Origin of the sequence: Hahella sp. NBU794 (assembly GCF_050749805.1) — a bacterium.
In the GTDB taxonomy this organism is placed as follows: Bacteria; Pseudomonadota; Gammaproteobacteria; order Pseudomonadales; family Oleiphilaceae; genus Hahella.
In genome coordinates, this window is the sequence record NZ_CP192738.1 from 1,301,646 (window position 1) to 1,319,480 (window position 17,835).

The window sequence follows — 17,835 nt, forward strand, 5'->3', positions numbered from 1 at the left end:
GGTTTTTGGACCTATATAGACGGTTTTTAAACGAGCACTTTGCAAATAACCCGATTGCCGTCTCCCTCATAGGTCAGGTCGTCAAAGCTGAGCAGGTTGGCCATAGCGATGCCTCTGCCATGGTTATCCGTGGCCCGCTCCACGCTGATCTGCAGGTACTCGCGCCAGTTGAACCCCGGCCCTTGATCGGTGATGGCGACGGTGATGGCGTCGTCAGTTCTAGTGAACTCCACCTGCACGCGTTTGTTTTGGTTTTCTGGAAGCTTCTGGCGTCGCTGCACCTCATTCATCCACTCTCCGCGCAGGTTGAGGTCGGTCTTTTCGTCATAGGTGATGCCCAGATTGCCATGCTCCACCGCGTTCACCAGCAGCTCCGCCAGACCAGTGACGACCTTGGGGGGAAAGGGGAACAGGTCGGCCAGCAGAATCGACGCCTGCTCAGCTTCCTCCACGGTGGCGAAACTCAATGTCAGTTGGCGCGCCATGTGTCGCAGGGACTCATTTTTCCCCAGCTCGGTCATGAGCTTGTGGGACTCTTTGCCGAACTCCAGCGCGGCCTTGATAATGGAAATCAGCACTTCTTCTTCATAAGGCTTGGTGAGGTAGTAGTAGGCGCCGGCGTCGATGCCCTCGCGGATTTGTCCTGACTCCGCCGCCGCGGTCTGCATGATGACCGGAATCTCTTTTGCTCTGGGGTGTTCTTTGAGTTGCTGCAGAAAGGCGAGGCCGTCCATCTTCGGCATCATACGGTCGAGCAGGATCAGGTCCACTTTGAAAAGATGACGCTCCAGGGTCGACCAGCCTTCGGCGCCATCTGCGGCGGTGATGAGCTCGTAGCCGGTATCGGCCAGATAGGCGCGGATCAGGCGTAAGTTGCGTTCATCGTCGTCTATCGCAAGTATTTGTTCGTGCATGCTGAGCGCTCTTGTCCTTGCTGTCAGGTGGGCGAGGGCTCCGCTTCCGGAATCAGCGCAATGAAGTCGGCGCCGCCCTGTTCATGGTTGCGGGCGTATATGACCCCGCGATGAGCTTTGATGATTTCGCGGCATATCGCCAGACCAAGCCCGGTTCCGCCTGCGCCGGTGTCTGTACTGCTGCTCTGGACGAATTTGTCGAAGATGCTTTCCAGCTCCGCGTCTGGAATGCCGTCGCCCTGGTCGGAAACGCTGAAGGCGAACACGGGCTCATCCGTATCCATTAAGGATAACTCTAGCAGCAATATGTTGTTTTGCGATCCATGAGGAAGCGGCGCCAATCCCACAATTTTCCTCTGCAGCTCGCCCACGTCCGCCAGTTTCCAACATGGACGCTCCAGGGCCCCGGCCTCTTGCGCCAGCTTCGCCAGCTTCTCCGCCTTGCGTTCACTGAGTCCGCCGACGCGACGCCAGTTGCTGGCGTAAACGTTGGTTTGAGCGGCGTCGGGGTGTGGGCGCGCGCCTTCCAGGTGAGTGGGTGCGATGACGTCGCCCTCCTGAATCAAATAGATCGCGGAGTGGCTTTCATCCCAGGGCAATTCTCTATTCAACCTTCTCAGGGTTTCGGTCAGGCAGTTCTCTTCCTGAAAGGGCCAGTAGGGGAACTCAGCGGAGGCGTTGGACTCGCTCGGGCAGGGGGCGGGGGAGGTGAAGAGCTCTATAAGCTTGTCTGGTTGCTGTAAAAGCAGCGCGGTCTTCTCGTTTAATCGCTCCAGCGTCAGTCCGTGCAGAGCCAGCAACTCATACATGTCCGGCGTGCGATGGGCGATGCGCAGCCTGATGTGGCCTTGTTGCGGGGAGAACTTGATCGCATTGCTGAGCAGGTTGCGCAAGACCTGGGTCATTTTGGGACCGTCGCACACGACAAAAGGGGAGTCCATCAAGTCTTCAGTATGAATCTGCAGTTCCTTTTTGTCCCATAGCGGCCGCAGCTCCTTCAGAAGCTTGTCCCGTATGGCGAGGATATCCACAAGGTTGAACGTGTAAGTCATGCGGCCGGATTCCAGCTTGGCGAGATCCAGCAGATTATTCAGCAACTCCAGCAGACCCTCGGCGCTGGTTTTGACTTCGCTGAGGTGTTCGTAAACCAGTTCATCCGAATTTTTCACCCGCTTCAGGCACAGGCTGGTGAAGCCAAGAATCGCGTGCACCGGAGTGCGCAGCTCATGGGACATGTTGGCCAGAAACTGGGATTTCACGCGGTTGGCGCGCTCCGCTTTTTCTTTCGCGGTGGTCAGCTCACGGGTTTGTCGCTCCAGTTGCTGCGCATATTCTCGCAACTGCTCGTCCGCGCGCTGCTTTTCTGTGATGTCTTCCAGTATGCCGAGGAGCGTTTCCGGCTCGCCCTTGTCATCGAAGATGGGCACCTTGGTGGTATGCGCCAGCCAGGTGCCGCGAGAGGTTGTGATCGGTTCCACCTCCACATTCGCTACTTCGCCGGACTGCATGACCTGTTCGTCGATGCTGCGGAAAAAATCCACCTCTTCCTTGTTGGGGAAAATGTCGTAGTCAGTCTTGCCGATAATATCGGCGCGGTTCGCTTCGAACAGCTTTTCCGCCTGACTGTTCCATATCAAAAAGCGGTAGTTGTTCTTTACGTCCTTGGCGAATACGGCGACAGGGATGTGGTCGATAATGCTGGCCAGCATGTCTTTCTGTACTCGCGTCTGTCGTTCCGCCTCGCGTCGATTCTCCGCTTCGCTTTCCGCCACGTTCTTGGCGCCCGCCAGCAATTGGTTGGCCTGCTGCAGACGCTGCAACAGGTTATGCAGCGTGCGTATGAACAGGCCGAGGTCGTCATCGCGATCTTTTTCCGGCAGGTTAATGAATTGCGGCTGATCCTGCATGGCGCGCAGGTGGCGGGTGACCCGTCTGAAAGGGCGAATGATGGTGTGAGTCAGGCGGAAACCAGCGCCCAGACAGGTGACGAGCAAGATGGCGACGCTAATGAAGGTGATGCCTTCGATAAAATGCAGTCTTTCCTCAATATTGAGAGAGGAGCGGTGCACGTACTGATCGGAAATCTCTTGTTGCCGGAACAGCAAATTAACCGCTTCATCGCGCAAGGGGGATATCTTTTCGTGCAGGATGGTCATGGCGGTCCCTGGCGTCGCTGTTTCCATGGCCTGAAACATTTGCTCGCCAAGCAGGGCGATTTCCCGCAAATGCCCGTTCAGCTCGTCTTCAATTGCAGACGTGTTCTCCATAATGGCCCGGGAAGGAGAGCGGTTTATCAGCTCGGACAGGTTGCGATAGCTTTCCAGAAACTGTTGTTGCGCCGCATCGCGGGCGTCGCTGTCCGCCTCCATGGGGATGCGCTCCAGCATGGCGTAAATGCGCGCAAAACCCAGCCCCACCTGATCGAGATGCTTGAACAGAAGGCGGTCCTGATCGATGATTTTTCTCGACATATCGCTGACGAAATGCAACTGCCAGTGCTGGAACAGCGTGGCCGCCAGCGCGACGATTGTGATCAGCAACAGCGCGGAGAGTATTCGGTTGGAAGTTTTGCGCATGCAGGCGTCGCCGGAATTCCTTTACGTTATGACTGTCTGCCTAATTAATATATACGCGAAAAATATCAAACAAGTGTAGTTCATACCCAATGGCTCTGCGGCGCGCCTCGCGGCTTGAAAGACGCATATAAGCCATCACCCAAATAGCATAGAAAAAATCATATCTCCGGATGATACCAATTGGCTGGCTATTGTATAACCATTGAAGTACCAATAAGGCGAAAATAGACAATGGAAGGGTGATGCAATGAATCCACTTAAGAGAACAGGTATGCTCTCGCTGGCGCTGACGACCGGGTTGATGGCCGGTCAGGCGTTGGCGGAGTTTAAGGTGGTGGGGTACTTTCCCACCTGGCAAGGGGATGTGAACAGCATTCCTTACGATAAAGTCACTCATATCAATTATTCCTTTGCGCTTCCTACCGCCAGTGGCGGATTACAACCGCTTGAAGGCGGTACGCAACGTTTGAGCGCCCTGGTGCAGCAGGCGCACGCCGCTGGGGTCAAAGTGCAGATCGCTGTGGGCGGCTGGAACGACGGCGACGACTCCGCCTTCGCCGCGCTGTCAGCGAACAGCAGCGCCCGCGCGACCTTTATTCAGAATCTCATGAGCATGGTGGATCAATACAGTCTGGACGGTGTGGATCTGGACTGGGAATACCCCGAAGCGGGCGCGGAAGCGAATAATTTCAAGGTGCTGATGCGGGAGCTTGGCGAGGCCCTGCACGCGAAAGGCAAAATTCTGACCGCCGCCGTCACCGCCACAGACTTTCCCGGCAGCGTAGACGCTGACGTAATCAGCAGCGTCGATTTTCTGAATTTGATGGTGTACGACCTGGGCTATCCGCACTCCACTTATGAGCATGCTCAGAGTGCGTTAAGTCACTGGAAATTCAACGAAGGTCTGCCGCAGGAGAAAGCCGTTCTGGGCGTGCCTTTCTACTCTCATAAAGACTGGGTGGCCTACAAGGACGTGATCGCCCGCTACGGCGCTTCCGCAGCACAACGCGATGACGCCGGCGGCCTGGATTACAACGGCCAGCCTACCATTCGCGCCAAAGCGGAGCTGGCTCTGGCGGAGGCTGGGGGCGTCATGTTCTGGGAAATTTCCCAGGATACTCATGACGACACGTCCTTGATGAAAACCATATGGGATGTGGTAAGCGGTTCTACCGATCCAACCGATCCGACCGATCCGACCGATCCGACCGATCCGACCGACCCGGGCGCCTGCGATGTGGCCGTTTGGGGCGCTTCTGCGGTTTACACCCAGGGCATGAAAGTGAGTTATGAGGGCAAGATTTACGAGGCGAAATGGTGGACTCAGGGCGAGACGCCTTCTCAGTCCGGCCAATGGGGCGTCTGGAAAGAAGTGGGCGCCTGCGATGATGACGGCGGCGCGCCGACCGATCCCACCGACCCGACGGACCCTGGCGGTCCTACAGACCCAACTGATCCAACGGACCCCACCGACCCGGGCGGTCCGACCGACCCGACTGATCCAACAGACCCATCCAGCTGCGCAGTATGGCGGGAGGGCGTGACGTATCAGGCTGGCGATGTGGTGTCGTTCGGCGGGTCCGTATACACCGCGCTGGTGACGCACACGGCGCATGTGGGCGCCAATTGGAACCCGGCCTCTACGCCAACCTTATGGGAGCAAAAAGGCGAGTGCGATGATGGGGGAAACGATCCTGGAGACGGCGACGGAGATAATCCCGGCGACGGTGATGGCGATAATCCCGGGGACGGAGATGGCGATAACCCAGGCGATGGAGACAATCCAGACGATGGCGGCCCTGGTCCTGTCAGCGGGTTGCCCAAACACGCCCTGATCGGTTATCTGCATGCGAGCTTCGCCAATGGTTCAGGCTATGTGCGCATGGCCGACGTTTCCAATGACTGGGATGTGATTAACCTGTCATTTGCAGAACCGACGTCCCCAACCTCTGGTGAGGTGGAGTTCCATTTATGCCCGGTATCCGAGTGCGCCAATGTGGAATCCGAAGCGGAGTTTAAAGCCGCGATTCGCGCCAAGCAGACCAAGGGCAAAAAAGTGCTGATTTCCATCGGCGGCGCGAACGGGCAGGTGCAATTGACCAGCTCAGAAGCGAAAGATGCCTTCGTGCGTTCCGTGTCGGCGATTATCGATAAGTATGGTCTGGACGGCCTGGACATCGACTTCGAAGGACACTCGTTGTATCTGGACTCCGGCGACAATGATTTCCGTAACCCGACCACGCCGGTTATCGTCAACCTGATCGCTGCGCTGAAAGAGCTTAAAGCCAAGTATGGCGCAGGCTTCGTATTGACCATGGCGCCGGAGACCTTCTTCGTGCAGAACGGCTACAGCTTTTACGGCAGCGGTAAGTGGGGCGGCGCCGATCCTCGGTGTGGCGCGTATCTGCCGGTGATCTACGCGATGCGTAACGATCTGACGTTGCTGCATGTGCAGGATTACAACTCAGGACCTATCGTTGGACTGGACGATCAGTACCACACCATGGGCACGGCGGACTTCCACGTGGCGATGACGGATATGTTGTTGGCGGGCTTCCCGGTGCAGAAAGACTCCAACATGATGTTCCCAGCGCTCAAGCAGAGCCAAATCGCGATTGGTCTGCCATCCAGCGTTAACGCCGGCGGCGGTTTCACATCCGTGCAAGACGTGCAAACCGCGCTGGACTGCTTGATGAAGAAAGAGAACTGCGGAACATATCAGCCCAAAGGCGTTTACCCCAATATGCGGGGGCTGATGACCTGGTCTATTAACTGGGACAAGTTCAACGACTACGAATTCTCCAAGAGCCATAAGGCGTACTTCGAGCAGTTTGGGCTGTAATCGTCAGTCCTGAATAGATCAGTGTGACTCAGAAGGCGCCTGAACGGCGCCTTTGCTTGTTTAATGTCCAGGCTGCGGATATTGTGTGCGAGTCAATGGTCGTAATCAAAAGTAGCAGTCAATCATGGAGCTCACCTCCGTCGCAGACGGGTCTAAAAATACTCCGGGTAAAATTCTTCAGGTTAATCACGCCGGTGAATTCGGCGCCATCAACATCTATCGCGCGCAGATTGCCGTCGCACGCCTCACCGGCGCCAAGCATTTGGGGCTTCTGGAAGAATTTTTAGTCCACGAAAAAGAACATCACCGCATCTTTGGGGCAGAGCTCAAACGCAGGGGCATTCGTCGCTGTCCCAGCCTTTGGCTATGTGGCGTAGGCGGTTTTGTGCTGGGACTGATCTCCGGCCTGCTGGGCAAAAATTCAGTGCTGGCCTGCACCGCCGCAGTGGAAACCGTTGTACTGAAACACTTACGCGAGCAACTTCAGGCGCTGGAAAAACTGGGCGACCAGGCCGCCTATGACGCCGTAGCCAAGATCGTAAAAGATGAAGAAGAACACCAACAGGCTGGAATGGAAGCCAGGCAGGAATGCATCTTCTATCGACCCTACTACAACATGATCAGCCAATGCACGGAAGCCGTAATCTGGATGGGAATGCGCCTCTAAATCACGAAGTCGCTATACATTACCTGGTTTGAATTCGGTCCGCCTTTAATAGGATTTTATGAGCGACAAATATACAAGAAGACAAGTAGTCTCCGCGCTGAAAATACCCGTGATGGTATTCATCAGCGTGTTTTCCCTGATCCTGTTCTTTGGCTTCATCATTCCGCTTTTACTCGAACTGAAGCTTTCGTCATTCTCCTGGCTAGTCTCCTGGAGTTTTTGGAAAGTCATCTTAATCATTGTTGGCGCGCTTGCCGCACTGTATCTAGTAGGAGTATGCCTCAACAAAGCGGATCAGTTCCTGAAACAACGCTTACCATTTAAGGCCTACGCCGCCTACTTGGCGTTTGGGCGTCTTATGCTGGTTGTGATGTACGTATTTGTCGGCGCTATGCTTTATCGCGCATATATAGATGGAAGTGTTGAAGTCTATGTAGGGATTTTTATGTTTGTCTGTTTTACTTTTATGAATGCCTATCGGGAGGTGGTTGAGATGGGAGATAAAAGGCGGGAATAAACCGACCAGTGCTTTAATGTTTGGGGGTATTGGATTTTTAGGGATTATGTTATGAGTTTTGACGGCATAGTAATTGATAAAGCAGGGTCTTTGAAAAACTATTACTCTAACTTGAGTTTGTTATCTCCTTTTGATGTTTCCCGTATTGATTTCGTTCAATCTGCGCCTTATCTGGAAATAACCGGGACTCTGGGAGTTCCTCCTGATGCTTACAATAAGAAATATGGCGTAGCCTGTAGCGAAACCACAATTACGCTATGTTTATGGGGTATAGGTAAACTGGAGTTTGATAATTTATACGGGAAAGGGAAGGGAAACTTCAGCTTTTCGAGAAATGAGGAGCGTACAGACTTCCTGTTTATATCTGATGGCCGTCATATGAAAGGCGACTGTAAAAAAGTGGAATTAGTTGGCGTCAATGCGAGGGATGAAGTCAGTTATGAACGAAGAAAAGGGCGCTTGTTCAGCTACAGGAATTTATATAATGCAGCTCTTAATATTCTGGAGGAAGAAGGCTGGGATTTAAGCTTGGAGGGGCGGCCTAATAATGGAGGGTTCTATGATTCTCTTGCCTGGAAAGGAAGTAATTCTGAATTCAGACTTGAAGGAAATACTCCAATCGAGCTTTTAGGGATGTACGCCCTATACAAAAAGAGAAAGAGCGCAGATACACAAACAGGCTGGTGGAATCGTGATAGCGATAAGAATCTATGGCTAAGCTTGCTTGAAAGTCTAGACAAAATTCATTTCGATGAAGTTAGAAATAACTACCGTGATGAAGAGTGACGCGGATCTATCAAGCATCAGGATCATAATAAAAATAAGGATCGCCGTTTTCGTCAACGATGCAATCGTATAAGCCTTGCGAGTAGCGCTCCAGGTGGAGGTCTTCTTCTTTTTCGTTTGTTGCTTTCATGAAAGCGTTCCAGTGTTCTTTATGTTTGGTATGACAGGCGTCGAACTGAGCTTCCACGGCGGAGATGCAGGCGGGGTCGTCTTCGCCGCAGGTATCTATAAGGTGTGTTTTCTGCAGCTTTTCTCCAGCCAAACCGATCAGGCTGTCGCAGCCCGTCAGTAGCAAAGTGGTGAGAAATGTGGCGGCGGCTTTGTATTGTGGGCGCATGTAATATCCTCTGATCGCGGGCCAGATCCTTGGTCGGCCTTGTTTGAGTGGGCATTATAGGGAGGCTTCGGATGCAGGAAAGCTTTTTCACCGATTTTGGCTGCGTTTATTGATCTGGATTGCGTCTATCCTCATTAAATCGGTGTCAAAATGCGCTTTCAATCTGCTATCTTTGCGCCCCTTGTCGGCGCTTGGCGCTGGTCCCGGATTTAAATTCAGATGTGAGTGATAAGGTATGAGTACAGAACAGACATTGCATGCGCGCAGCGAATCAAAATGCGAACTTTGCGGCGCGACGGATAATCTCGGAGTCTATGCGGTGCCGCCGACTTCTGACGGTTCCGCCGACCAATGCATTCTGGCTTGTGCGGTTTGTCAGGGGCAGATGGATGACCCGGACACGCTGGAAGTTAATCACTGGCGTTGCCTGAACGACAGCATGTGGAGTCAGGTTCCTGCTGTGCAGGTAATGGCCTGGCGCATGCTAAAGCGTTTGAGCGCGGAGCCTTGGGCTCAGGATTTGAGCGACATGCTGTATCTGGATGAAGATACGCTGACGTGGGCGAAGGCGACGGGTGAGGGCGAAGCAAAGGAAGAGGCCGTGCGTCATCTGGACAGCAATGGCGCTGTGCTGGAAGCGGGAGATACGGTCACTTTGATCAAAGACCTGGACGTGAAAGGCGCCAACTTCACCGCCAAGCGCGGCACTGCCGTACGCGGCATCTCACTGGTGGCGGACAATCCTGAGCATATCGAAGGTCGGGTTAACGGCCAGCAGATTGTGATTCTTACCAAATACGTCAAGAAATCCAAATAAGTCGACGCCTATGAAAACGGGGCGTCCGCTGCGCCCCGTTGATTCTCTCCGGACCTCATGAGTCCTTCTTAACCTTCCGTACTATCGCCGCCGCGCTAAAGGTTTTTGAACTCCTTGTTAACGTTAAAGCGGTTGGACGTGACATAACGCTCCATGGACTGCAAACGCATTTCCAGTGCGCGCATACGCTCTTTGAGCTGCCGGGCGCGATCTGAGGCGCTTTCGCCATAATCAAATAACGGACGTCCCTGGCTTGGCGTGTAGCTGTCGCGCGGGCGTTTGGCCAGCAGGATGACGCCGGCGATGTAGAGCAGCACGCCGAGGCTGCCGCTGAAAATAAACACCGACAGCATCACGATGCGCGCCAGCCATACCGGCTGTCCGTAGCTCTCCGCCAGACCGGCGCAGACGCCGGCGATCCAGCCTGCGTCAGGGTCGCGATACAGATTGCGGTTATAGCCGTTTTGCTTGTTGGCTTCGCTCATGGTGGACTCCTTAATGGTGCTGCGGACGATCATGACGGTTGTCGTAGGTGCGCCAGCCGCCATGATCCGCATCTAAAATCGTTTCCAGCGCGTTGATGCGCTGCTCCAAGCGCTCCGCTGTTTTTAGCGCGCTTTCCAGCAAGTCGCGCTCATCCTCGGACAGGCTGCGGCGAATCTTGCTCTTGGTGCGGTAATGCAGGATCAGCCAGATTGGGGCGACCAGACTGAGGAAGATCACCGTCGGCACGAAAAAGAAAACCATGATGGACGACATTAGTTTTTACTCCCGTTATCGGCATCCATGCGCGCCTTCAATTCGGCAAGCGCCTGCTCAACCTTATCGTTGCGCTCCAGCTCGGAAAACTCATCCATCAGAGAGCCGGTGCGGCCGAGATCATAGGATTCCACCTGGGCTTCCAGGTCATCCATTTTGCGCTCGTAGGCCTCAAATTTGTTGAAGGCCTCCTCCAGTTTATCCCGATTGCTGGAGCGACGGATATCCATGCGGGAGCGGGCGGTCTGTTCGCGCACCACCAGGGATTTTTGCTTGGCTTTAGCGTCGTCCAGTTTCTGCTGCAGTTGGGCGATTTCTTCGTGCAGCACTTCGAGTTGTTCCTCGATCGCTTTCAATTCTTTGCCGGCGATCTGCAGGTTTTCTTCAATGGCGCTTTTTTCCGCCAGGGCGGCGCGGGCAAGATCTTCGCGGTTTTTACTCAGGGCCAGGCGGGCTTTGCCTTCCCAGTTTTCGGATTCCTGACGCAGGTAGTCCATGCGCCGCTCCAGTTCTTTACGGTCGGCAATGACCCGGGCGGAGGTAGTGCGGACTTCGATCAGCGTTTCTTCCATTTCCTGAATCATCATGCGAATCATCTTGGCGGGATCTTCCGCGCGATCGAGCAGGGCGGTCAGGTTTGCATTAATGATGTCGCCGAAACGAGAGAAAATACCCATAAATCAATCTCCTTTGCTGTGTCGCCTGCGCACTCTCTATAAGCGCGTCTTGGCTTTTGAGGTCGGTTGTAACGTTGCCTAAGCCATAGCGAGTCTTGTGCCAATTTCTGTAAGTCGCTGAAAATACTTGTTTTATTTGGTTTCGTGGCGATATTTTCGTATTTGTGAGTTGTCTTGAATGGTTTTAGTGATTTATTTTTAGCTTAAATGGCTAATAAATGGTTTTTTATGGATGGTCGGCGACAAACATTGATTGGCGGCTCGGAAGAGTTGCATCGCGTGCTGCAGCAGGTGTCTCAGGTGGCGCCGCTGAACCGGCCTGTGTTGGTGATCGGCGAACGCGGAACGGGGAAGGAATTGATTGCGGAGCGTCTGCATTACCTCTCTTCCCGTTGGGAGCAGCCTTATCTGCAAGTGAATTGCGCCGCGATGAGCGAGTCGTTGTTGGAGTCTGAACTTTTTGGTCATGAAGCGGGCGCCTTTACAGGAGCTACGCGGGGCAGGGCGGGACTGTTCGAAAGGGCGGATGGCGGCACGCTGTTCTTGGACGAGCTGGCGACCGCCTCCATGCAGGTGCAGGAAAAGCTGTTGCGGGTGATTGAATATGGCCGCTTTGAGCGCCTTGGCGGCAACAAGACGCTGCAGGTGGATGTCAGAGTCATCGCCGCCACCAATGCGGACTTGCCCTCTATGGCGCAGGACGGTCGCTTTCGCGGCGACCTCCTGGATCGTCTCGCCTTCGATGTCATCAGCTTGCCCCCGCTACGTTTTCGCAAAGACGATATTCGTGAGCTGGCTGAGCACTTCGCGCTGAAAATGAGTATTGAGCTGGGATATGACTGGTTTGCGGGTTTCGCCCCCGAAGCTATGACTCAATTGATGAATTACCACTGGCCCGGCAATATTCGGGAGCTTAAAAACGTCGTCGAACGCAGCGTCTATCGACATGGCGCCCAGGAACAAATGCTAAGGGAGGTGGTTATTGATCCCTTTGAGAGCCCTTGGCGACCGCCAGCCACTGCCTCCGTCGAAGAGATTCCCAAACCGACGGAGTCAATAGCTGTGCAGGCTGAGGGGGAAGCAACAGGAGAGGCTGAGCACCTGGATTTGCGCAGTCGTATGGCGCAGTTCGAGCAGCGCCTGATCGCCGAAGCGCTCGCCGCCAATCAGTTTCACCAGAAACGGGCCGCGGACGCGCTGGGGCTGACTTATCATCAACTGCGCGCCGCGTTGCGCAAGTATCCTCAGTTGCTGGGTGGCGATGAGGCCCCCGCGCCCTGAGCCGCATTGAACAGTTTCGGGTCGTCGCCGAAGTACTTCTTTCGCAGCTTGTCGAATATGCCCGAGGTTTTAAGCTGCTCAAGCGCATCGTTCCATTCCTGTACTTTAACATTCGGCGACGACTTGCTGGCGGCTATCCATAGGGGCAGCGTCTGCAGCGGTCGCCCATATTGCAGGCTCTGCGAATACTCTCCCTGTTTCCAGCCCAGAATGGCCTCAGGTTTGGCGGTGTAGATGGCTTTGACCTGATCTTCGGCCAAAGCCTCATACAACTGCTTGCCGGTAAGCGCGATGTAAGGCACATCCTCTTGTTTGAGCATCTCTTCCTGTGGCGTCCCGATGATGACGCCGATTCCCCGCATTTCGCGGGCGGTATGGAAGTCGTTGATGGGCGGACGTCCTTCCTTGGTGATGAACATGACGGGGACATCGAACACTTTGCAGATCCAGGTGTACTTGGGCTCTCTTTCCTGAGTGCGGCTGAGTGGAAAAATAACGGCGTTGGGGGTTTTAATCGCCATATACTGAGCCCGGTTCCATGGCAGGAAGTTAGCGCTCACCTTCAATTTCATCGTCTTGTTCATTTCTCCCACTACTTCCATTAGAAAGCCGGGGGATTGCACTGAATTGCTGGTATAGATGGGCTCATCCTCAAGGTAGAACACGACATCGTGATCCGCCATTGCGGTAAAACTCATTAGCAAAAGCAGGAATAGCGTCAGAAAACGCGGGCGTTGCTTGGGTGGTGACATGCTTGGGTCCCAAAAAAAGTGTGTAGTCAGCGCTCGCCGAAACCCTGCTCAAGGTATAGCAAAGAAAGGGGAGCGCTGCAAAATCCGCAGACTCAAGACTGGGCGTTTGTGTCCGGCATATTGAGGTAGATCATAGTGACGCCAAGAATGACCGTGAAGCGGAACGCGCCTTGTTGTCCATTCCAGATCTTGGACTGCCACATCAAAAACCATTCCCCGCCAACGGCGATAAAACCCGTGAACCAGAGGATCACGCCCAGGGTCAGCCCCATAATGGCCAGCCCTTTTGCCTGAGTGAACTGCTCGACGTCCCTGACGTTTCGCAGCAGACGATAGCCACCTATCCAGCACAGAATCGCAACCAACGATTCCGTCGCGATGATCAGGGCGTATGCGCCGTGGTGAATCACGGGAGACGTCAGCGCGCGCCACATGCCCTGATTGTCTGGGAAGGTGGTGTCCATGCTTAATACGTGGGAGACGAAGGCGAAGTTAGAGCCGTAATCCGTCAGGTTGTTGAAGGCCACTAGAGTGGCGAATAAGGCGGCGGCCCACACTAGGGCGATTTTGGAATATCGTGTGTACATACTGTTCCTTAGTAGTTACTGCTGGTCGCAACTTGCGGCTTGCGGGCATATCGCGCCGGGCTTCGCGGAGTTGCCTGGTTCGCCCAGTGGGCTTAACGTCCGAGGGTTAGCGCAACCCCTGGAGATATTGCTTTCTCTCCTCCGTTGAAAATTTCTCAATGGCGTAGCGCAACATGGTGCGAGGCATATTGCGATAGTGTTTGAGCAGGAAGGTCTCCTCCGATGCTTTATCCCGGTTGCCCACTTCCCGCAGCATCCAGCCGACGGCTTTCTGGATCAGGTCTTCGCTGTCCTGTAGCAGGATTTCCGCGAGTTGCAGAATGTCCGTGAAATCATGGCGGGTGATGTAGTGGTAAGTGGCCAGCACGGCGATGCGTCGTTCCCATAAATCGGATGACGCCGCCAGCGTATAGAGCTGGTGGCGATCTTTATCTTCAAGATAAGGCCCGACGATAAAGCGGGCGGAGCAATCTACCAGATCCCAGTTGTTGATGAATCGGGTTTGGGCCAAATAAGCCTCGTACACCGCCTGCTTCTGTTCAGGCCCGCCTTTCTGAAACTGCGCTACCAGTAGCAGTAGGGCGAGCATACGCTCTTCATGATAAGGGGACTGCAGTGTCTGCAATGTTTCCGTCAAACTGACGCCGCGCAATTCGGACGCCAGCTTGCGTAAGGTCGGCATTCTGATGCCCAGAAACTGGTCGCCAGCGCCATACTCTCCCGGCCCGGTTTTGAAAAAGCGCAGGGAGTGCGCGGCAATTGTTTCATTGCCGAGACGTTGCAGGCGGGCGCGGATTGCAGCGGCGTCGAGTTGCATGGGCGTCGTCACAGGTTAACCTTTGGCGAAGTCTGTCAACGCGTCGCCTGTCAGACGGTAGATCACCCACTCGTCCATGGGCTTGGCGCCGATGGATTTGTAGAAGTTGATGGCGGGCTCATTCCAGTCCAGTACGCTCCATTCGAAGCGGCCGCATCCTTTGGCGACGGCGATTTTGGCGATATGACGGAGCAGCGCTTTGCCTGCGCCGCCGCCCCGGCATTCAGGAGATATGTAGAGATCCTCAAGGTAGATGCCGTGTTTGCCCAGCCAGGTGGAATAGTTAAAGAAGTAAACCGCATAGCCCACGGGCTTGCCGTCTACTGAGCAAATCAGGGCGTGGGTGGTGGAGTCGGGACCGAACAGAGAGCGTTGAATCTCCTCCGCGTTAGTCTTTACTTCGTGCTCCGCTTTTTCATAGATCGCCAGCTCTGTGATGAATTGCAGAATGAGTGCGGCGTCGTCCGCGGTGGCGGTCCTGATGGTTATGTCCGTCATGTATTCCTCTAGCTCTGTATGGTTTTATCCGTGGGAAGGGAGGGCGCTTACACGGAGCCCTCTTTTTCTATGACCAGAATTCTGGCGGCTCCGATGGGATGTGCGACATGCTCCGTTCCGACGGCGGCGTAGAATATGTCGCCGCATTGCAGCGTGGCGATTTTAACCTCTCCCTGGTCTTTGTAATGCATGTCCACGGTTCCGTCCAATACGGCGAAAACTTCTTCGCCATCATTAACATGCCACTTGTACGGCTGATCCGTCCAGTGCAGGCGGCAGGTGACGCCGCTCATGTTGGCGATGTCGAGCGCGCCCCAGGCGCGGTCCGCTGTAAACTCTTTGCTACGGATGACTTTCATGGCGTATCGGGTCCTGTGTATGCTTGAGCGCGCACAGTATATGAGAGAAACAGGCCGGGAGAGAACCGGCTGCGTCTTCTCCGCGCATAGCGCCGCGGCTGACCACAGTAGAAGGGCTTGATTAATAGTAAGGATATTTCATGGATTGCAGATTACTGACTCGGGATGACCTGGACGCCTTGTTTGAATTCGAGCTGACTAACCGGACCTGGTTTGAAGCCCATATTGAGCCGCGTCCCGACGGTTTCTACACTCGCCAGGGCGTAGAAGGACATATCGAAGATTATCTCCAGGCATGGGCGCAAGGACGTCAGCTTCCATTTTTGCTGTGGGGAGATGAGGCGTCCGGCTCTGCAAATCAAATTGTGGTGGGGCGCGCCAATCTGCGGGGAATTTGCCATGACAGCGGCGACGCCTGGATAGGCTATCGTGTGGCGGAGAATTATTGCGGACGCGGGCTGGCCACCTGTGCGGTAAGGCATCTGATGAACGAAGCCTATGAGCGGCTGGGGCTGCGTCGTCTGCTCGCCGCTGTTTCTACCGCCAACCCCTCATCGAGCCGGGTATTGGAAAAATGCGGCTTCCGGCAGGCTGGCCTGATTCCGGAAGCGGCGACTCTCAAGAACCGGACGCTGGACTGTTACGAGTATCAGCACTGCCGTGACTGGCGGACATCCCGGCGACCCCTTGCATGAACTGTTTGACGACGCTGTCCAGGTGCGCGTTGATCTCTTCCTGGGGCAAGGCGACGCCGAGCAGGGCGCGCCAGAATAAATCTCCCCGCAGTAACGCCATGAAGTGACGGCCGGCGCGAACGGGGTCCGTCTGAGGGATTTCCCCTTTCTGCATGCGCTTTTCCAGAAAACGGGCGACAGCGCTTTCCCCAACGGCGGGGCCAGACCTGTAGAAGGCCTCACCTAGTTCCGGGTCCGCTTGAATCTCCGCCAGGATCATGCGGATGGCCGCCAGATTATGCGGGCAGAGCAGGAAGGTGAGAAAACGCTCTGCAACGATGCGCAGGGCGGGCTCCAGACGGCGCCCATCCATCTGCAGGTCGCTCAACTCTTGAATGAATCTGGCGCTGGCGCTGGACACCACGGCCTGAAATAACACCGTTTTGCTCTTGAAGTGATTGTACAGCGTCGCCTTGGATACCCCGGCTTCTTTCGCCACCCGGTCCATGGAGGCGCGGGCGTATCCGCTTTGATGAAAAACGTTCTTGGCGGCTTCAAGTATCTGTTCGGTGCGTTGTGGGTTTAGTGCCATGGTGGTCGTTAAATTGCCTTTGTGCTTATCCGTCAAATCAGAGTAGAATGCAAAAACTGAACTGTACGGTTCAGTTTTGTAAATTGCAATCGACATAATTTTAACCCGGCGGCGGCTGAAAATCAGAAGTTGGGGCCAAAGTCCGACTCTTTGCTCAGAAATCCCGCCCGCGGGCCCGTCTTTATCCTGAACCTGTATAGCGAACGTGGGACTGCGCCATGTCAAAGAAAATGATCCGTTTGATGTTGTTTTTCAGCCTCGCTGGCATTGCCGGTTGCGGCTATTACCTGTGGCATGCCGGCAAGGTCTCAACCGACGATGCGTTTGTCGAGCGCGACGTTATCTTCCTGACGCCCCGGGTTTCCGGCACGTTGGTGGAGGTGTTGGTGAGCGATAACCAGAAGGTGGCGGCGGGAGACCTGCTCGCCCGCATTGATCCCAAACCCTACGAAGCTGAATTGCAAAGCGCATCCGCCCGAGTCGCCATGCAGCAGGCGGCGATGGTGAAGGCGCAGGCGGATCTGGACGCGTTTACGGCGCGTTTGGATGCGCGTAAACAGGATGCTTTGGCTCAGGTGGACGTCGCCAAAGCGGAGAAACAGCATCATGAAAGCAACCTGGCGCGTCTGGATGCGCAGATTGCGCAGGCGCAGAGAGATGTGGATCGCTATGAGCGCCTGGCCGGGCGCAAGCAGGTCTCAGAGCAGGCGCTGGAGGATGCGAAAACCAATCTGGCTACTTTGCGTGCTGAGCGGGAGACTGTAAAAGCCTCCATCGACGTTGCCTCCAGCAAGGTGGCGGCGGCTCATTCCCAACAAAAAACCGTCGCCTCCGATGAGCGCAATATCGAAGTGCTGAAAGCGGCGATCGGGCAGAGTGAAGCGGCGCTCAAACAGGCGCAGGCGGATGAAGAACGCGCCAGTCTGGCTTTGCAATGGACGGAAATCCGCGCCTCCTCCAATGGCTGGATCAGCCGAGTGGATAAGCACCCTGGCAGCTTCGTCAGCCCGCAGACCAACTTCGCCATTGAAGTCACCGGCGCCGCCTGGGTGAAAGCCAACTTCAAAGAGACTCAGATCGGCGATGTACGCATTGGCGATAAAGTCAGCGTTGAAGTCGACGCTTATCCTGGCGTGACTTTCAGCGCCAAGGTGGAGTCTTTCCAGCCTGGCACGGGTTCCCGTTTCAGTCTGTTGCCGCCGGAAAACGCCTCCGGCAACTATGTGAAAGTAGTGCAGCGCGTGCCGGTAAAAATCATTTTTGATGAAGTCCCCGACGGGGTGCAGTTGTGGCCGGGCATGTCGGTCATTCCCACCGTCTACGTCAGCGGCTCCTGATGCCGGCAAAGACAGGAGTAAGCGCCATGCGCCGTCAATCGGAATC

General features: G+C 55.0%; 20 protein-coding genes. 8 read left to right on the top strand and 12 right to left on the bottom strand.

Going from position 1 to position 17,835, the window contains the following annotated elements; translation table 11 throughout:
- Positions 1-26 precede the first annotated feature (26 nt).
- On the bottom strand, positions 27-914 hold the full coding sequence (locus ACQYWX_RS05815) for a response regulator (RefSeq protein WP_431688199.1): 888 nt from the start codon (positions 912-914) through the stop codon (positions 27-29).
- 23 nt (positions 915-937) lie between these two features.
- Positions 938-3,490, bottom strand: a complete 2,553-nt coding sequence (locus ACQYWX_RS05820) for an ATP-binding protein (protein ID WP_431688200.1) — start codon at positions 3,488-3,490, stop codon at positions 938-940.
- Between the two features lie 247 nt (positions 3,491-3,737).
- On the opposite strand from ACQYWX_RS05820, the gene ACQYWX_RS05825 reads away from it, so the two are divergent.
- The 4 genes from ACQYWX_RS05825 (at position 3,738) to ACQYWX_RS05840 (ending at position 8,302) form a co-directional block, all read left to right on the top strand.
- Positions 3,738-6,332: a glycosyl hydrolase family 18 protein gene (locus ACQYWX_RS05825; RefSeq protein ID WP_431688201.1), complete on the top strand. Its 2,595-nt coding sequence runs from the start codon at positions 3,738-3,740 to the stop codon at positions 6,330-6,332.
- Between the two features lie 124 nt (positions 6,333-6,456).
- Complete coding sequence (locus ACQYWX_RS05830; protein ID WP_431688202.1) at positions 6,457-6,999, top strand: demethoxyubiquinone hydroxylase family protein; 543 nt, start codon at positions 6,457-6,459, stop codon at positions 6,997-6,999.
- A 58-nt stretch (positions 7,000-7,057) separates the two neighbouring features.
- Positions 7,058-7,516 carry a hypothetical protein gene (locus ACQYWX_RS05835; RefSeq protein WP_216735159.1) on the top strand — a complete coding sequence of 153 codons (459 nt, stop codon included), beginning with the start codon at positions 7,058-7,060 and terminating at the stop codon, positions 7,514-7,516.
- A 51-nt stretch (positions 7,517-7,567) separates the two neighbouring features.
- The gene (locus ACQYWX_RS05840) at positions 7,568-8,302 is read left to right on the top strand and encodes a hypothetical protein (protein WP_216735158.1); all 735 of its coding nucleotides are present in this window, start codon (positions 7,568-7,570) and stop codon (positions 8,300-8,302) included.
- Between the two features lie 10 nt (positions 8,303-8,312).
- Here ACQYWX_RS05840 and ACQYWX_RS05845 read toward each other — a convergent pair whose 3' ends face one another.
- The gene (locus tag ACQYWX_RS05845; RefSeq protein ID WP_216735157.1) at positions 8,313-8,639 is read right to left on the bottom strand and encodes a hypothetical protein; all 327 of its coding nucleotides are present in this window, start codon (positions 8,637-8,639) and stop codon (positions 8,313-8,315) included.
- 235 nt (positions 8,640-8,874) lie between these two features.
- On the opposite strand from ACQYWX_RS05845, the gene ACQYWX_RS05850 reads away from it, so the two are divergent.
- Complete coding sequence (locus ACQYWX_RS05850; RefSeq protein ID WP_431688203.1) at positions 8,875-9,456, top strand: PhnA domain-containing protein; 582 nt, start codon at positions 8,875-8,877, stop codon at positions 9,454-9,456.
- A gap of 95 nt (positions 9,457-9,551) precedes the next feature.
- On the opposite strand, the gene pspC is transcribed toward ACQYWX_RS05850, so the two are convergent.
- From pspC to pspA, 3 genes are read right to left on the bottom strand one after another with little or no spacing between them, the layout of a single operon-like run.
- The gene (pspC, locus tag ACQYWX_RS05855) at positions 9,552-9,941 is read right to left on the bottom strand and encodes an envelope stress response membrane protein PspC (protein WP_216735155.1); all 390 of its coding nucleotides are present in this window, start codon (positions 9,939-9,941) and stop codon (positions 9,552-9,554) included.
- Positions 9,942-9,951: 10 nt separating this feature from the next.
- Complete coding sequence (gene pspB / locus ACQYWX_RS05860; protein ID WP_216735154.1) at positions 9,952-10,215, bottom strand: envelope stress response membrane protein PspB; 264 nt, start codon at positions 10,213-10,215, stop codon at positions 9,952-9,954.
- A complete protein-coding gene (gene pspA / locus ACQYWX_RS05865) occupies positions 10,215-10,892 on the bottom strand; it encodes a phage shock protein PspA (protein ID WP_216735153.1) in 678 nt (225 codons plus the stop codon). The genes pspB and pspA overlap by 1 nt, the downstream gene beginning before the upstream one ends.
- Positions 10,893-11,120: 228 nt before the next feature.
- On the opposite strand from pspA, the gene pspF reads away from it, so the two are divergent.
- Complete coding sequence (gene pspF / locus ACQYWX_RS05870; protein WP_431688204.1) at positions 11,121-12,173, top strand: phage shock protein operon transcriptional activator; 1,053 nt, start codon at positions 11,121-11,123, stop codon at positions 12,171-12,173.
- On the opposite strand, the gene ACQYWX_RS05875 is transcribed toward pspF, so the two are convergent.
- The 5 genes from ACQYWX_RS05875 to ACQYWX_RS05895 all read right to left on the bottom strand — a co-directional run bounded on the left by ACQYWX_RS05875 (position 12,137) and on the right by ACQYWX_RS05895 (position 15,186).
- Positions 12,137-12,925 carry a substrate-binding periplasmic protein gene (locus ACQYWX_RS05875; RefSeq protein WP_431688205.1) on the bottom strand — a complete coding sequence of 263 codons (789 nt, stop codon included), beginning with the start codon at positions 12,923-12,925 and terminating at the stop codon, positions 12,137-12,139. The two genes, pspF and ACQYWX_RS05875, sit on opposite strands and share 37 nt — an antisense overlap.
- A gap of 92 nt (positions 12,926-13,017) precedes the next feature.
- On the bottom strand, positions 13,018-13,512 hold the full coding sequence (locus ACQYWX_RS05880; RefSeq protein WP_216735150.1) for a DUF2165 family protein: 495 nt from the start codon (positions 13,510-13,512) through the stop codon (positions 13,018-13,020).
- A gap of 106 nt (positions 13,513-13,618) precedes the next feature.
- On the bottom strand, positions 13,619-14,341 hold the full coding sequence (locus ACQYWX_RS05885) for a DNA alkylation repair protein (RefSeq protein ID WP_431688206.1): 723 nt from the start codon (positions 14,339-14,341) through the stop codon (positions 13,619-13,621).
- A gap of 3 nt (positions 14,342-14,344) precedes the next feature.
- Positions 14,345-14,827: a GNAT family N-acetyltransferase gene (locus ACQYWX_RS05890; RefSeq protein ID WP_279507261.1), complete on the bottom strand. Its 483-nt coding sequence runs from the start codon at positions 14,825-14,827 to the stop codon at positions 14,345-14,347.
- A 47-nt stretch (positions 14,828-14,874) separates the two neighbouring features.
- Positions 14,875-15,186 (bottom strand): cupin, encoded by a 312-nt coding sequence (locus tag ACQYWX_RS05895; RefSeq protein WP_279507260.1) that lies wholly within the window; start codon positions 15,184-15,186, stop codon positions 14,875-14,877.
- Positions 15,187-15,326: 140 nt separating this feature from the next.
- Between ACQYWX_RS05895 and ACQYWX_RS05900 the strand changes: the two genes are divergently transcribed.
- Positions 15,327-15,881, top strand: a complete 555-nt coding sequence (locus ACQYWX_RS05900) for a GNAT family N-acetyltransferase (RefSeq protein WP_431688207.1) — start codon at positions 15,327-15,329, stop codon at positions 15,879-15,881.
- On the opposite strand, the gene ACQYWX_RS05905 is transcribed toward ACQYWX_RS05900, so the two are convergent.
- Positions 15,805-16,452, bottom strand: a complete 648-nt coding sequence (locus tag ACQYWX_RS05905; protein WP_279507258.1) for a TetR/AcrR family transcriptional regulator — start codon at positions 16,450-16,452, stop codon at positions 15,805-15,807. The genes ACQYWX_RS05900 and ACQYWX_RS05905 overlap by 77 nt on opposite strands.
- A gap of 218 nt (positions 16,453-16,670) precedes the next feature.
- Here ACQYWX_RS05905 and ACQYWX_RS05910 point away from each other — a divergent pair, with 218 nt between their 5' ends.
- Positions 16,671-17,789 carry an HlyD family secretion protein gene (locus tag ACQYWX_RS05910; RefSeq protein ID WP_216735144.1) on the top strand — a complete coding sequence of 373 codons (1,119 nt, stop codon included), beginning with the start codon at positions 16,671-16,673 and terminating at the stop codon, positions 17,787-17,789.
- The last annotated feature ends 46 nt before the right edge of the window (positions 17,790-17,835 follow it).